General features: G+C 57.2%; 13 protein-coding genes. 8 read left to right on the plus strand and 5 right to left on the minus strand.

Annotated features, from left to right (window positions below; all coding sequences use genetic code 11):
* Nucleotides 1–38: 38 nt before the first annotated feature.
* Complete coding sequence (locus PCAR_RS18135) at nucleotides 39–2,792, minus strand: PAS domain-containing sensor histidine kinase (protein ID WP_011342639.1); 2,754 nt, start codon at nucleotides 2,790–2,792, stop codon at nucleotides 39–41.
* A gap of 307 nt (nucleotides 2,793–3,099) precedes the next feature.
* Between PCAR_RS18135 and PCAR_RS15475 the strand changes: the two genes are divergently transcribed.
* From PCAR_RS15475 to PCAR_RS15485, 3 genes are read left to right on the plus strand one after another with little or no spacing between them, the layout of a single operon-like run.
* Nucleotides 3,100–3,636 (plus strand): acyl-CoA thioesterase, encoded by a 537-nt coding sequence (locus PCAR_RS15475; protein ID WP_011342640.1) that lies wholly within the window; start codon nucleotides 3,100–3,102, stop codon nucleotides 3,634–3,636.
* A gap of 47 nt (nucleotides 3,637–3,683) precedes the next feature.
* On the plus strand, nucleotides 3,684–4,211 hold the full coding sequence (locus PCAR_RS15480) for a YeeE/YedE thiosulfate transporter family protein (RefSeq protein ID WP_011342641.1): 528 nt from the start codon (nucleotides 3,684–3,686) through the stop codon (nucleotides 4,209–4,211).
* On the plus strand, nucleotides 4,208–4,735 hold the full coding sequence (locus PCAR_RS15485; protein ID WP_011342642.1) for a DUF6691 family protein: 528 nt from the start codon (nucleotides 4,208–4,210) through the stop codon (nucleotides 4,733–4,735). The genes PCAR_RS15480 and PCAR_RS15485 overlap by 4 nt, the downstream gene beginning before the upstream one ends.
* A gap of 94 nt (nucleotides 4,736–4,829) precedes the next feature.
* Here the strand turns inward: PCAR_RS15485 and PCAR_RS15490 are convergent, their stop codons facing one another.
* The 3 genes from PCAR_RS15490 to PCAR_RS15500 are packed head-to-tail and all read right to left on the minus strand — an operon-like array spanning nucleotide 4,830 to nucleotide 8,470.
* Nucleotides 4,830–6,473 carry an alpha-keto acid decarboxylase family protein gene (locus PCAR_RS15490; RefSeq protein ID WP_011342643.1) on the minus strand — a complete coding sequence of 548 codons (1,644 nt, stop codon included), beginning with the start codon at nucleotides 6,471–6,473 and terminating at the stop codon, nucleotides 4,830–4,832.
* 42 nt (nucleotides 6,474–6,515) lie between these two features.
* The gene (locus tag PCAR_RS15495) at nucleotides 6,516–7,181 is read right to left on the minus strand and encodes a lysophospholipid acyltransferase family protein (RefSeq protein ID WP_011342644.1); all 666 of its coding nucleotides are present in this window, start codon (nucleotides 7,179–7,181) and stop codon (nucleotides 6,516–6,518) included.
* Entirely contained in the window at nucleotides 7,178–8,470 is a 1,293-nt protein-coding gene (locus PCAR_RS15500) for a glycosyltransferase (protein ID WP_011342645.1), read from the minus strand. Before PCAR_RS15500 ends, PCAR_RS15495 begins: the two co-directional genes overlap by 4 nt.
* 264 nt (nucleotides 8,471–8,734) lie before the next feature.
* Between PCAR_RS15500 and PCAR_RS15505 the strand changes: the two genes are divergently transcribed.
* The 5 genes from PCAR_RS15505 to PCAR_RS15525 all read left to right on the plus strand — a co-directional run bounded on the left by PCAR_RS15505 (nucleotide 8,735) and on the right by PCAR_RS15525 (nucleotide 12,058).
* Complete coding sequence (locus tag PCAR_RS15505) at nucleotides 8,735–9,064, plus strand: hypothetical protein (protein WP_148204365.1); 330 nt, start codon at nucleotides 8,735–8,737, stop codon at nucleotides 9,062–9,064.
* Nucleotides 9,065–9,366: 302 nt separating this feature from the next.
* On the plus strand, nucleotides 9,367–9,618 hold the full coding sequence (locus tag PCAR_RS15510; protein ID WP_011342647.1) for a YheU family protein: 252 nt from the start codon (nucleotides 9,367–9,369) through the stop codon (nucleotides 9,616–9,618).
* Nucleotides 9,619–9,634: 16 nt separating this feature from the next.
* Nucleotides 9,635–9,982 carry a hypothetical protein gene (locus PCAR_RS15515; RefSeq protein ID WP_011342648.1) on the plus strand — a complete coding sequence of 116 codons (348 nt, stop codon included), beginning with the start codon at nucleotides 9,635–9,637 and terminating at the stop codon, nucleotides 9,980–9,982.
* Between the two features lie 105 nt (nucleotides 9,983–10,087).
* A complete protein-coding gene (gene rnhA, locus PCAR_RS15520; protein WP_011342649.1) occupies nucleotides 10,088–11,530 on the plus strand; it encodes a ribonuclease HI in 1,443 nt (480 codons plus the stop codon).
* 12 nt (nucleotides 11,531–11,542) lie between these two features.
* Complete coding sequence (locus PCAR_RS15525) at nucleotides 11,543–12,058, plus strand: GNAT family N-acetyltransferase (protein ID WP_011342650.1); 516 nt, start codon at nucleotides 11,543–11,545, stop codon at nucleotides 12,056–12,058.
* A 620-nt stretch (nucleotides 12,059–12,678) separates the two neighbouring features.
* On the opposite strand, the gene PCAR_RS15530 is transcribed toward PCAR_RS15525, so the two are convergent.
* Entirely contained in the window at nucleotides 12,679–14,115 is a 1,437-nt protein-coding gene (locus tag PCAR_RS15530) for an ammonia-forming cytochrome c nitrite reductase subunit c552 (RefSeq protein ID WP_011342651.1), read from the minus strand.
* Nucleotide 14,116 lies beyond the last annotated feature (1 nt).

Genomic DNA, 14,116 nt, shown 5'->3' on the forward strand with positions numbered 1-14,116 from the left:
TTTTATAACTACTCTGCGACGCGGATGACAAAACCGTTTCAGAGAACCGGCAGGACAACGGTAACCGTGGTCCCCGCTCCGGCTTCGGAAGCGAAATCGATGCTACCTTTGTGATCGTTGATGATGGCATAGCAGATCGACAGGCCGAGGCCAGTACCGCCGGTCTTATGCTTGGTGGTGAAAAACGGATCGAGAATGCGGCCGCGAATTTCCTCGGGTATACCGGTGCCCTGATCGCGAATTTTGATGACCACGCTACGAGGCGATTCCTGGAGGGAAGTAGTGAGAGAAACGCCCGCCTGCCGATGCGGCAGCGCCTGCAGGGCGTTGATGAGCAGGTTGATGATGACCTGTTCGATCTTCTGGGAGTGTCCCATGATCGGCGGCAGCCCTGCGGAGAGGGTGCAGTTGAAAAGATCGGTGCTCTTCTTGATTTTATTGGCCAGAATCACCAATGCGGCATTGATCACCCGGTTGATATCGACGGGCCTCCGGGTCGACTCATCATCCTGCCGGGAAAAATCCTTCAAGCTGGTGACGATATTCTTGATGCGCCGGGAGCCCTCGATAAGACTCTGCAACAACTGCGGAATATCCTTGAGAGCTTCCTGCACGGGCAAGCCGCCGATGGTCAGATCGGGGTCGCTATCGGCATGTTCCTGCAATGTATGCTGGATATCGGGCCAGGCTTCCTCCAGAAACTGGGCGTTGGCGAGCAGATAGTTGTTCGGATTGTTGATTTCGTGAGCGATCCCCGAAGCGAGGGTGCCGATGGCGGTCATCTTGTTGGCCTGAATCAGCTTGGCCTGCATTTCGCTGCGCTCCTTGCGAATGCGAAGCTTTTCGGTGATATCACGGAAAGTTCCGTAAAAATACACCTGTCCCCTGGAACGCAGTAACCTACCGCGGAACGAAGCCATGACCTCCTTGCCACTGCTGGCGATGGTATTCAGGGGCGATACGTGCCGCCAGGGTGCGTCGTCCGCGAGACCGGCCTGTTCCTTCACGAGTTTCCGGGCAAAGGATGTCAGTACCACCGGTTTCATGATCAGATTAAGCCCTCCGGCACGCAACGCCTTTTTGCTGTAACCGTAGAGGCGCACCGCTACGGCATTGGCATCGAGGATGGCCAGCGTATCGGGATCGAACAGAAACGCCGGGTCTTCATTCTGCTCGAATATCTGCCGGAATAACTCCTCGCTTTCCCGCAGGGCGACTTCCGTACGTTTGCGCTCGGTAATATCCTCCAGAATGCCGACGGTGCCGATAATCCTGCCCTTCTGATCGTAAAGCGGGGCGGTGGAAAAGCTGATATCGAGCAGGGTCCCGTCCTTGCACCGGCGCTTGGTTTCCTGGCCGTGAAACTTCTCCCCCCGGTTCATGCGCGCCAGGTTCTGCCTGAACTCCAGATCGAGATAGTCGGGAGCCAGCCGATAGTATTTCCCCTTTACCTCCTCCTCGGTCCAGCCGAACATTTGGCGCGCAGCCGGGTTCCAGAGCTGGATACATCCCTCCCGGTTAAGGACGAAAATCGCCAGCGGGGAAGCCTGGATGGTAGCCTGCAGGGTCTGATTGACTTCCCGCAGGGCGATCTCGGCCCGACGGCGCTCGGTGATGTCGCGGCTGGCGAAGATTGAACCGGTGACACGCAAACCTTCCATGGTGCATTTGGCCACGGTTTCCAACCATATGTAATGGCCATCGACATGGCGATAGCGAAACTCTTCATGCACCCTTTTCTTTTCGGGGAGGGTGACCTGAAAAGCCTTGCGCATGCGCTCCATATCGTCGGGATGCATCCAGTCCCAAAGGCAGGTACCGATAAGCGCTTCATAATCGAAGCCCAGGATACCTCGATGCGAAGGGCTGAGATAGGTGAAAAGACCGTCCAGGTCGGCAGCACTGACCAGAGCGGGCATATGGTCTGTGATGCGCCGCAACTGCTCTTCGTTGTTGCGCAGGGCTTTTTCCGCCCGGACCCGTTCCGTGACATCGCGACTGGCAAACACCGCCCCGTTAACCCGGTTCAGTTCATCGGTGGTGCATTTGGCGATGGTCTCCAACCACAGGTAGTGCCCGTCGGCATGGCGATAGCGAAATTCCGCCCGAACGATTTTCAGCGCCGGCAAGGTATCCCGAAAGGTTATCCGCATGCGTTCCAGATCGTCCGGATGCATGAGATCGTAAAGCCAGGTACCGACCAACTCTTCCGGCGCAAAGCCCAAAACCATCCCGTGAGAAGGGGAGAGATAACGAAAAAAGCCATGCTGATCGGCTTCGCTGACCAGGTCAAGCATGTTGTCGGTAATACGATGCAGCAGGTCTTTGCGCTCCCGCAGGGCGGTTTCGGCGCGTCTACGCTCGGTGATGTCCTTGATGATGCCGAAGATACCCGTCGGCCCGCCCTCAATGGTTATTAGCGCAATCTGGATGATGACCTCCCGCCGCCTGCCATTCCGGCTGACAATACTGGTTTCGTAGCGATGGGAAGGGAGACCTGCGTTCAAAAGACAGATATCGTTATGCCGGTTGACATGCGCGATAGAAGGCAAAAACAGATCGTAGTCGGTTTTATCGACGATTTCCGCCCGTTCTTTGCCGAGCAACTGCTCAAAGGCGGCATTGCAGCGCTGATAGCTACCGTCCAGGTTCTTAAAAAAAATCGGATCCGGCAGCAGACGGATCATATTGTCGAATAGTCCGGGGTCGGTGGGCAAAGCCTCGCCGGCGGAGACATTTCCCGGCCGGAGAATGCTTTTTATGGTGTCTTGTGGATCTTCGAATCGGGCCATGCTCAACTCCACACTTCGAAAGGAGGGCAAAAAGGTGCTGTTTGACTAAAGGTGCCGGCCCGGTACGATATACCACCCGGTCTGCTGGGATTGGAGGCGTATTTCAGGCCAAATCGCGCCGAGGGAGTATGCCATGATAGTGTAAACCCGATAAGCAACTAAAGAAAAAAATCGGGATTATCCTTTGAAGTGCATGGTTTGTGTGCAAAAGATGCTTGCCCGGACGCAATTGGATGTTTATCTTTATTAAGATCTGCACTTTTCGACAATTCCGTCGTTTTCCTCCTCACGTTTTGGAACTATAACTATGAATCTCTACTTTCGCCTGCTGTGGATGATCCTGCGCCTGTGGCTGAAACCACGCAGGGCGGATCTGATGGAATCCTTCCGCCGCCCGTTCCGGGTATTGCCCACCGATTGCGACTTTAACCTGCATCTGACCAACGGACGTTATTTCAGCCTGCTCGATATCGCACGCGTAGAGCATCTGGCGCGCATGAAACTCATCGGGCCCTTGCTGAAGCGGCGCTGGCTGCCGGTCCTCAATGCCACGGAAATGACCTTTATCCGTCCCATCGCGCCACTGCACAAATTCGATATCGTCACCCGCATCGTTACCTGGGACGACAAATACCTGTACATGGAGCAGCGTTTCGAGTCCCCCGGCATCCTGCACGCCGTATCCCTGGCGCGCGCCGCCTTTGTCTGCAAGCGTGAACTGGTGCCGCCGGCCCTGATTGCGGAGTTGGCCGGTTATACAGGGGAAGCCCCGCCCCGGCCCGATATCGTGGAAGGCTGGCATGCGTTGCTCAAGGACAAAAAGGAACACTTTACGCCAAAGTAACTCGGAAAAAAGAACGCATCGTACCCTTTCTCTAGGAGGTAATGTTCATGAAACAGAATGATCAGGGCAGTTGGAACCCCTACCTTGCGGGATCGCTGACGGGGATCGTCAGTGTTCTTTCCGTGTGGGTGGCCGGCAAGTATTTCGGAGCCTCGACCTCGTTCGTGCGAACCGCCGGAATGATTGAAAAACTGTTTGCTCCTGAGCGGGTAGAGAAAATGGATTACTTTATCCAAAAGGCACCTGTCATCGAATGGCAGTGGATGTTCGTTGTCGGGATTTTTGTCGGTGCCCTGATTGCGGCCTTTACTTCCGGCTCTTTCCGGTTACAGGCCGTACCGGATATGTGGGCCGCACATTTCGGAGCCCAAACCACCGGCAAACGGGCCGTTGTGGCGTTTATCGGCGGCATTATTCTCATGTTCGGCGCCCGACTGGCCGGCGGTTGTCCCAGCGGACACGGCTTAAGCGGCACCATGCAGCTGTCCGTCAGCGGTTATATTGCGCTGGTATGTTTCTTTGCCGGCGGGCTTTTCGTTGCGCGACAACTTTACAAGGGAGGTGCCAACTCATGAAAATTCTCGTTACCGGACTGATTACCGGCATCCTGTTCGGATTTTTGCTGCAAAAGGCACGCGTTCTGCGCTACGACAAGCAACTCGGTGCCCTGCGCCTGCAGGATATGACCATCGTCAAATTCATGCTTTCCACCATCATTGTCGGCATGATCGGGATCAACCTCCTCCACGACCTCGATATGATCTCCCTGAGCATCAAAGGCACGGTGCTCGGCGCCAATATCATCGGCGGATTGATATTCGGCATCGGGTGGGGCTTGCTCGGATATTGCCCCGGCACATCCCTCGGAGCACTGGGGGAAGGTCGCTGGGACGCTTTATGGGGCATCCTGGGGATGCTGGTCGGTGCCGGTCTCTATGCCGAAGCCTATCCCGGCTTGAAAAAAAGCGTACTGACATGGGGAAATCTGGGCAAAATCACCCTGGCCGACGTGACCGGCATCAATCACTGGATCATCATTATCGTGCTGGGTATCGGCTCGCTGGCGTTGTTCCGCTGGTTCGAGAAAAAGGGACTGTAACCACAATACTGTACAATCTTTTACAATGCCAAAAGGGGCAACCTGGAATAACAGGCTGCCCCTTTCCGTTGGTGACTACGTTTAACCTTACCCCTCACTTCTCCCCTCTGACCTTGGCTCCCAAGGCATCGGTAAGACGTTTCAAGGCCGGCGAATGATCGTCGGGATCAAGATGCACGTCGATGATGCTCGGCGCATCGGTGCGTTCCATGGCAGCCTTGAGGGCCTGATCGAAGTCCTGTTCGGTGTAGACCTCGAAACCTTGTCCGGCGCCGACCACCTCCGGCAAGCGATGATAATCCCAGGCCGGAATGTCGTTGAAGCCGCCATCGGTCATGGGGCGTTCGGTACCGTAACCGTTGTTGTTGAGCACCACGACGATGGGCGACAGGCCGAAACGGGCGGCGGTGGAGATTTCCATGCCGGTCATCTGGAAAGCGCCGTCACCGACCAGCACCAGGGGACGCAGGTCGGGACGCGCCAATTGGGCGCCGATGGCGCCGGGCACGGCAAATCCCATGGAGGTGTAATAAGCCGGAGAGAGAAAGGCGGCCGGGTGGCGTATGGTCAGATCGGCGGCAGCGAACATCGCTTCACCGGGATCGGCCAGCAGCACGATGTGGCGGTCGATAAAGATTTCCAGGTATTCGAACAGACGGGCAATGGTGATGGGCTTAGCCTGCGCCTCAAATACCGACGATGCCGGTGATGGTTGGTCAGCGGTCAGGGCCCTTTGGGGCAAATCCTGGGCAAGCAAGCCGGACAAGAAATCGACCAGAAACACCTTGGAATACTGATGGAAGGCGATGGAACTGCCGTCGCTGGAAGATGAGACCGTCAGAGCCTGATCGAGGTCGGCGGTGAAGATCCCCAGGTTGACGTCGGTCATGAAAGCACCGAGCATCACCAGACAATCGCTCTGTTCCACAACCTGGCGGACCTGCTCCTTGCCGACGGCCCCTTCGTAGACCCCGACAAACAGAGGATGGTCCTCGGACAGGGTCGATTTGCTCAAGGGGGTGGTGGCAAAGGGGATACCGGTGGCCTCCACCAGCTGCATGAAGGGCTTCTGCAGACCGAAGCGTTGAATCTCGATGCCGGCAACCAGGACCGGATGCCGGGCCTGCCCGAGGCGCTGCACCGTTTCGGCCAGCGCTTCGCGCAGGGCGTCAGGATCGCTCCCTGTCGCCGGGGGCAGAGGGTTGCGCGTGCAGCTGCATACCGTGCCGGTCAGGTCGCGAGGCAGTTCGATATAGACCGGCCGCTTGTGGCGCACCGCAGCGGCCAGCACCCGATCGATCTCGCAGCAGGCGTTCTCGACATCGATCAGATCGGTGGCGGCCACGGTCAAATGCCGGAAAATGTTGAGCTGGGTATCGAAATCGCGTACCTTGTGGTGCAACAGGGGATTCTGGTGACGCTCGTTCAGACCCGGAGCACCGCTGATCACCACCAGCGGCGATTTCTCGGCAAAAGCCTGGGCGGTGGTGTTGGCGATCTTGAGCCCGCCGACGCAGTAAGTGACGCAGACTACGCCGAGACCGCGCAGCCGGGCATAGGCATCGGCGGCGAAACCGGCACCCTGCTCATCGCAGGTGTTGACCACCTTCAGGGGGCTGTTTTCGAGTTGCTGGTAAAACTGCAGCACGTAATCGCCCGGCACGCCGAAGACGTGTTCCACACCGTAGTCGGCCAAGCGACGGATGAGGTATTCACTAACCGTTGTCGGTTGTTTCATAAAACCTCCTCGCAAGAAGGATCGCTTATCTTTTTCCTTTCCCTATCGTAGCAGATCCTGCGCCTGCAGCGCACATCGCGCCATGGATGCCTCCAGGACTTTCGCCTGTCGCGCCGCCATGGCTTTGTCCAGCCCCTTCGGCAGTTGGATCGGCTCACCGATCACCAGCCCGACCCGGGTAAACGGCAGGGGCAGCAGCATGCGGTCCCAGCGGCGGTTAAGTCGCCAGGCGCGGCGGGCCGCCACCCCGACCAGTTGCACGGAAAACCCGAAATGCGCGGCGAGGGTGATCAGCGGCGGTTTGATGCGCCCCCCGGGGCCCAACGGTCCGTCGGCGGCGGTGCCCCAGGCGACATGCTCATGACGGGCTTTGCGCAGTGCTGCCAGAAAACGCCGGCCATGCTCATCGGGCAGTTCCAGGGTGGCATATCCGAACCGTCGGCTGATCTGGGCAATGACCTGGCCGCGCAAAGAGCTGTTGGTGAGGATGCAGGCCGGACGCCCACGCAGCAGAGCGAACAGCGGCACATAGGAGCCGTGCCAGAACAGCACCAGGGTCGGCTGGCCGCCGGCGATGCACTCATCGAGATATTCCACACCGGCAAACCGTTTGCGCCACGACAGGCACCACAAGCGCAGCAGCCAGGCGCCGATGGCCCCGAGTACGCGGGCCCGCCGTGAGCCGGGTTCGGAGTGCATGGAACTCATTCGCTGGTTTCCCTTGGCTGCAGACCGGTTTCCGTACGCAGCGCCTCCGCCAGCGCGTGGGTGATATTGTGCAGAATTTTCCATTCCTCTTCCATGCGATTGCGGGCTGCCGTCCAGCGTTTGTGATGCGGCGATATTTTGCCGTGCCCGACAATCAGATGCGCATACAAAGCCAGCATGCGATCCGCGCTGCGGGACATACTGAAGTCCCGGGCGGTATCCAGGGCCCCGTCTTGCAGGCGTTGTCGATCTGCCCGGGACAACGCCAACATGCCGTTCAGGGCGGCCACGAAAAGCTCACTGTCCTCCTTGGCCAGCAGGTAACCATTGTATCCGTCCCGCACGATATCGCGCACCCCCGGAGCCGACACGGCGATCACCGGTGTGCCGGCCGTCATGGCCTCCGCCAGCACCATGCCCTGGGTTTCGCTTTGGGACGCGAACACAAACGTATCCATGGCCCGGTATGCAGCGGCCAGTACGGCACGATCCAGCAATCCAACCAGATGTAGACGCTCGGTCAGTTGTTTTTCGCGGAAAATGTCCTGCACCTCTTGCCGCGCCGGGCCTTCGCCAACCATCAAAAACCTCACCTGCGAATGCTGCTGCATAAAAGCCGCCACCGAGCGGGCCAGAAAGCCGAGGTTTTTCTCCGGCGACAAACGGCCGAGATAGCCGACCAGAAAAGTCTCTGCAGGAACGCCGATCTTTTCGCGGAAGGCCGCTCCATCCGCCCCCTCATACGGCTGCGGGTCGATGCCGGTCGGGATAACCTCGATAGGGCGCTGCACCCCCCTGCGCCGTAAACAGTCGGCCAGGGTGGTGCTGGGTGCCACCACGGCATCGCACAGATTGCAATAACCGACCGCCAGTTCAATGGCAAAGCGCCGCACCCGCTCGGAGTCGATGGGCAGGTAGTGGGTATAACGCTCGTACATGGTGTGATGGGTAAACAGCATCGGCAGTTGCCGCTGTGCCGCCGTTCGCAGCGCCGTATGGCCCAGCAGAAAGGGGTGATGGGAATGGACGATGTCGGGGGCGAATTCATCCAGAGTGCGATGCAGTCCGACCGGCGCCGGCAACGGCACGGAAAAGTCGCTGTGATGGAAGTGCTCGATAGCGGGAAAACGCAGCACATCAGGTTCGTGGGCCGGCACGCCGTCAAAGTGCGGCGCAATGACCAGTACCCGGTGGCCCCTTTGGCGGAAGGCATCGCAATAACTCTGAACGCTGCGCGCCACGCCGCCGACATGCGGGGTGAAGGTGTTGGTGACCATCAGGATGTTCATGGTTTACCTCGAGCCATCGTTTGAGAGGGATGAGATTTTTCATGAATCGCTTGGTGGTTTTAATTTTAACCGCTTTAGCGCCGCTGGCCAGTCCTTGAATCTCCACCGCCATAATTAAGACGGCTGTTTTCTGCCGACAACATCTGAGAGGCAGTGCGCGCTACGCTAGCAAACCATGCCGCCTTGCAACGGATGGTATGATCCAAATTATATAAATCACCGCTGCCCCGGTTGCAATTTCACAGATTTCGGTTAAACCATTGAATGGACAACGTCATTTCATCCAACGCAGATCATTCAGAGGTGAATATGTACTATATCAGTATGTGCGTAACCCCCCACTGGCAACAATCCAATTGCCAAAAAGTCAAAAAAGCCCTGGCTCAGTTCTGGGTGGATGCAAAAGACTCCGTAAAGGCATGCCGGAAGGCCATCAACTTTTCGGAACAACATCAATTTGAAGTGCATTCGATCAAACAAATCCCCACTGCGCTCAGCGAGGAAGACGATACGCATGATGCCATCGGATTTGTGCACTCCCAAATAGCGCAGGAACAAGGGATTTCCATGTGTCTGACCAATTGGGATATGTGAGAACCACAACATCCGGAGTCTGGAATCTACCAACCTTTTGCACACCCTTCCCATGAAATCGATAGGATAAAGCCCTCTGGTCTCACCTCTGGAGGGCTTTAGTTTATGTCCCCAACGCAGATACAACCTCCCCGGTGTTCCCCACAGGGAAATCCCGTAAAAAGGTCAGGCAAGACTTGAATCCCCCGGCACAATTCGAGTAGAGTGCAGCCAACTGCACTGTTACGGCTTCGTCTGCCTTTTGAGGCAGCCACAAGCCGTCGGCCTTATGTTAGAATGCTACCCTGCAACAGGAATCCAGCATGACGAGTACTCCGAAAATTAATGCCGATCATGGCGAACAAGGCATAGACATCCCCTACGAACAGCTCAACCCGGATACCCTGCGGCGCATGATCGAGGAGTTTGTAACGAGGGATGGCTCAAATTGGGCGGAAGCCGGCTGCACGCTTGAAGACAAAGTCAAACAGGTGCTCGCACAACTGAAAGCAAGGAAGGTCAAAGTGGTTTTTGATCTGACCTCGCAAACGGCCAATCTGGTGCCCTGCCCCTGAAACTATCGAGGTTCTTGTGAAAAACAATCTTATACGGCTTGCCGAGTTCATCCAGGAAGGTTTCCCCGAAGATCTCGTAGCCATCTTCAAATCCAGCGAGCAAGAAGACCGCGACGAGCGACTCGCCCTGATTGGCAAAGCCATAAACGTCCATCGGGAGCGCGCCGAAACCCTGTGGCTGCAGGCTGGCAAAAAACGCACCCCCGAAGAACGATACGTCACTGCGCAGGCCGAACTGGCCTCCTTTGTTTTTGCCTACCTGACCGGCGATGCCAAGGAATACGCAGACAGCGCCATCGAAGCGATGCATGCCCTGGGGCGCCAAAGCGAAGAAGATCTGGTGACCAAACTCTGTCGGCGATAGAGCCCTGCGCACCGATCGCGCCCGCGAGAAAAAAACAATCCGTAGATCCCTTAGGGATTGAGCAGAATACGTGACCAGGTAACCCCCTACCCATCGGGTGAGAATGTGAATCCATCGCCGCAACTGTACTTACTCGACGGCTCCAGTTACATCTACCGGGCCTTCTACGGCATCCGCGATGTCGCCACCGCTGACGGCATGCCCACCAATGCCGTCTTCGGTTTCACCAGGATGCTGCTGAACCTGCTGCAGGAGCACAGTCCCGATTATCTGGCCGTGGTATTCGATCGCCCCAGGGAGGAGACCTTCCGCCGGGAAATTTATTCGGAATACAAGGCCCATCGGGATGCCATGCCCGACGAACTGGCACCGCAGATCCCTTACATCCGGCAGATCCTGCAAGCCCTCAACATCCCCGCTCTGGAAGCCCCCGGATTTGAGGCCGATGATGTCATTGCCACCCTGGGCCGCCGCCATGCCGCCGATGGCCTCCAGGTCACGGTGGTCACCGGCGACAAGGATCTGATGCAGATCGTCGGCGACCGTATCGAACTGCTCGACACCATGAAGGATACGCGCTCCGGTGCGCAACAGGTGTTTGAGCGCTTCGGCGTCCCCCCGGAACTGGTAGCCGATGTCCTGGGACTGGCCGGCGACACCTCGGACAATATCCCCGGTGTGCCCGGGGTCGGTGAGAAGACCGCCTCCGAGCTGGTACAACGGTTCGGCTCTCTGGAAGGCGTCCTCAAATGGACCAGTCTGGTCAACGGCAAGAAACGCCGCAGCAATTTGGAAACCTATGCCGAGCAAGCCCGACTCTCCAAAACCCTGGCCACCCTGCGGGACGATGTCCCCCTGGAGATATCTCTGGCCGACCTGCAACGGCGCAAACCGAACCTTGCGGAGCTGATTCCCCTGTTGCGTGAACTGGAATTCGAGGCTCTGGAGATCGCCTTCACCCCGCCGCCGCCGAACGTGGTTGAAATCTACAGCGATGGTTCGGGGCGGGACTCTGGCCCCGGAGGCTATGGTGTGATTCTGCGTTATGGGGAACACGAAAAGGAGTTGAGCGGATTTGAACCTGCCGCCACCTCGCAACGCATGGAACTGCTGGCGGCGATCCGTGGACTGGAGGCCCTGAATAAACCGCAGAAGGTGCGGGTATTCAGCGATTCCCAGTACCTGGTGCGAGGCATGAGCCAGTGGATGCACGGATGGATTCGTGATGACCGCCTCGAGACTCCGGGCGCCCTTGCCAACCAGGATCTCTGGCAGCAGCTGCTGGCTCTGTCCAAGCAGCATGAGGTCAGCTGGGAATGGGTGCGGGGCCACGCCGGCCATCCCTTCAATGAACGGTGCGACAAGCTGGCAAAACAGGCGGTGGAAGAGGGCCTGCAAAAGACGGCAGAGGTTTCGCAACCCGAGGCGATGGCAACAGAAGAGCTGCCCCGACCAGTACAGCCGAAACCCGCCAAACGGGCTGCGGCTCCGACCAGAGAGGATACAGAATTCGATGTCGAGGAAGACGGTCAGCTGCGGCTGTGTTAAAGGAGAGCGGCTATGAAAATACGGAAATTGACGGAAGAAAACCGCGCCAAGGTCTACGCCCTGTTACGGCGGGCCTTTCCCCGTAGCACATACGAAGCCGATCTGGTTGAGGCTTTCCATAAGAACGCCACCCCGATCCACGAATGGGTATGCATCCATACCAACAAGGTTATCGCCTACATCGCCTTTTCTCACGCCTATCACGGCAACGAGATTTGCGGATTGCACCTGGCACCCATGGCCGTCGCCCCCGAATTTCAAAAACAGGGCGTCGGCTCGGAACTGCTCAAATTTGCGTTAAGACAGGCAGCGATCAAAAGCCAGCCCCTGTTTGTGTTGGGCGAGCCCCGTTTCTATAAACGCTTCGGCTTTGAGCCCTGCAGTACGCCCATATGCCCTTTCGATAAAAACAACGCCCACTTCCTGAGCCTGCATGACACGACCGCCGAAAAATTCATGATCGGCTATGAAGCGGAGTTTAAAACCACCGGCAAACCATCCAAGGCCGGGGGAAAAAAGCGGCGTTGAATCGCCCCCCTCCGGAGTAACTCAATCGGTTCACCTAACGTGTTGGCCGAAATGTAAAAAAAGAGCCTTCCTTGTTCTCTGGAGAGGCTCTTTTCTGTGCGCTAGTCACTGGTTCTAACCTTTATGGTTTGCTTGGTTTCATTGAGGCCGGGAGCGAATCTATTGCCCCTCTATGGTGACTGATAAATCCCAGATAATCTGATAATCAATTTGGGGCAAGATATAAGACGACCCAACCTAGTGGAAGCAGGTTGGGTCATCCGATGTTTTAGTAATCGTGGCAATCGGGTAGGAGGCGGGATTACCCCCGCCGTCCTCCCACACCACCGTGCGTACGGTTCCGTACACGGCGATTCCTGTTCGTCGAGCCGGAAGTTTGCCTGCGGCTTCCTTCAGATTCCACCTCGCGGTGGACACCCTTGCCGTCCAGCTAACGGTTCCCGTCATCAGGGTCCGTAGGGGACTTGCACCCCCAAGTCATTCGGCTGCCACCACAGCAGCCGAAACAGCGCCGGTCAAGGCGCTACGCGCCATGCCTGGCGCACAATAGGAAAGGCCCGCCGATTCGCTGGGCGAGCCTTTCGCGCCTGACAAGTAGTTTATTCCGAAACGTATCCCCCCTAACGAGGTGCCTTGGTAAACTTCAGTGCGGCAATTTCCCCCTGTCGTGCATAATCCACAGCTTCGCCCAGAATACGTGCCGCCTCTTGCGGCGCGTGGAATCCCATGGAGTTTTCGGCTGCAATGTAGTCGATCCGCCATTGAGCTTTTCTCTGGAGTTCCAAAGACGGTTGCAATTGTTCTTCCGTAGCTCCCGCCTTTTTCGCCTGTGCGATGGCATCCAGTTGGCCCATCAGTGCCTGGCCGGCCCGTTGCAGCAGATTGAAATTGCGTTCCTGAATGGCGTCCACACGCTCCTTCAATTCCTCCTCGGGGAAATGATGACAGGTCTGGCATGATCGATTGACATTCAGCAAGGGACTGCGCACCCAGTGGTCGGAAATCTTGGTGGCGCCATCCCTCATGTAGGGCATATGGCAATCCGCGCAGGTCACACCGCTGCGCGCATGAATCCCTTGGCTCCACAGTTCATATTCGGGGTGTTGCGCTTTTAGAATCTCGGCGCCGGATTCCTTGTGCTTGTAGTCGAAGAAGCGGCCTCCGTCCGCGAATTTCGTCTCATCCCAGGTCTTCTCGAGGTCCTCCATCTTCAGCCCGTTGCCCCAGGGGAAGGTCAGCGGCATCTTGTTGGCGCAATAATACTCAACATGGCATTGACCACAAACGAAACCGCGCAGCTCGTTTCGGCTGGCGTCCTTGTTGGGGTCGTACTTCTCTTTTCGGTCTCCGGTGCGCCACCGCTCGATAGACGGCAAATGAGGCACAGGGGCATCACCCTCTGCCAGCGACTGGATACCACGAATGAAACCGGGGCGGGTCACCCGTAGCTGCATACTTTCCGGAGAATGGCAGTCCACGCAGGAAACCGAATGCGCATGCCCCATGTCGTGAAGCATTTTATTGGTCTCCTGATAACTCATGGCAAAGGTCTTTTCGAATCCTTTATCAGCATCGCCATCGCCCAGTTTTCGATACAGGGGCATCACCGATGCATGGCAGTGTATGCACGAACCCGATTGGGGCTTGGTCTGACGCTTGGTGGTCTCCTGATCCTCAAGCATGTAGGCATGTCCACGGCGGTCTCGGTAATCGATGGAAAAGGCATAGCCTAGGAACATGCGCTTCAACCAGGGATCGCGCTCAATCTTTTCCTCCGGCAGGGCTTCAGAGCCGCCATGACCGCCAAAACGCGTCCGTGTCGCCTCAGCGGTGCGTAAATAGGCATCGTATTGCTTGGGCCAGTTTTTGCCCCACTCTGCAGGATCGGTGGTATCTTCATCCACTTCGACAAGGCGCACGTACGGTTTCAGCGCCTCGGCTTTGCGCTCGAAAATATTCATGAGCAAGCCGGCAATCAGAACGGCGGCCACTGCCGCTATGACAGCGACACTGATAACCACGATCTGAAATTTTGTCTTGTCTTTCTGTGATTCCATA

The organism is Syntrophotalea carbinolica DSM 2380, assembly GCF_000012885.1.
GTDB classification, from domain to species: domain Bacteria; phylum Desulfobacterota; class Desulfuromonadia; order Desulfuromonadales; family Syntrophotaleaceae; genus Syntrophotalea; species Syntrophotalea carbinolica.

Coding starts and splice junctions, on each gene's coding strand:
- PCAR_RS15500 (WP_011342645.1), bottom strand. CDS start 8,470: ATGAACATCCTGATGGTCACCAACACCTTCACCCCGCATGTCGGCGGC.
- PCAR_RS15525 (WP_011342650.1), top strand. CDS start 11,543: ATGAAAATACGGAAATTGACGGAAGAAAACCGCGCCAAGGTCTACGCC.
- PCAR_RS15480 (WP_011342641.1), top strand. CDS start 3,684: ATGAAACAGAATGATCAGGGCAGTTGGAACCCCTACCTTGCGGGATCG.
- PCAR_RS15475 (WP_011342640.1), top strand. CDS start 3,100: ATGAATCTCTACTTTCGCCTGCTGTGGATGATCCTGCGCCTGTGGCTG.
- PCAR_RS15510 (WP_011342647.1), top strand. CDS start 9,367: ATGACGAGTACTCCGAAAATTAATGCCGATCATGGCGAACAAGGCATA.
- PCAR_RS18135 (WP_011342639.1), bottom strand. CDS start 2,792: ATGGCCCGATTCGAAGATCCACAAGACACCATAAAAAGCATTCTCCGG.
- PCAR_RS15530 (WP_011342651.1), bottom strand. CDS start 14,115: ATGGAATCACAGAAAGACAAGACAAAATTTCAGATCGTGGTTATCAGT.
- PCAR_RS15495 (WP_011342644.1), bottom strand. CDS start 7,181: ATGAGTTCCATGCACTCCGAACCCGGCTCACGGCGGGCCCGCGTACTC.
- PCAR_RS15505 (WP_148204365.1), top strand. CDS start 8,735: ATGGACAACGTCATTTCATCCAACGCAGATCATTCAGAGGTGAATATG.
- PCAR_RS15485 (WP_011342642.1), top strand. CDS start 4,208: ATGAAAATTCTCGTTACCGGACTGATTACCGGCATCCTGTTCGGATTT.
- PCAR_RS15490 (WP_011342643.1), bottom strand. CDS start 6,473: ATGAAACAACCGACAACGGTTAGTGAATACCTCATCCGTCGCTTGGCC.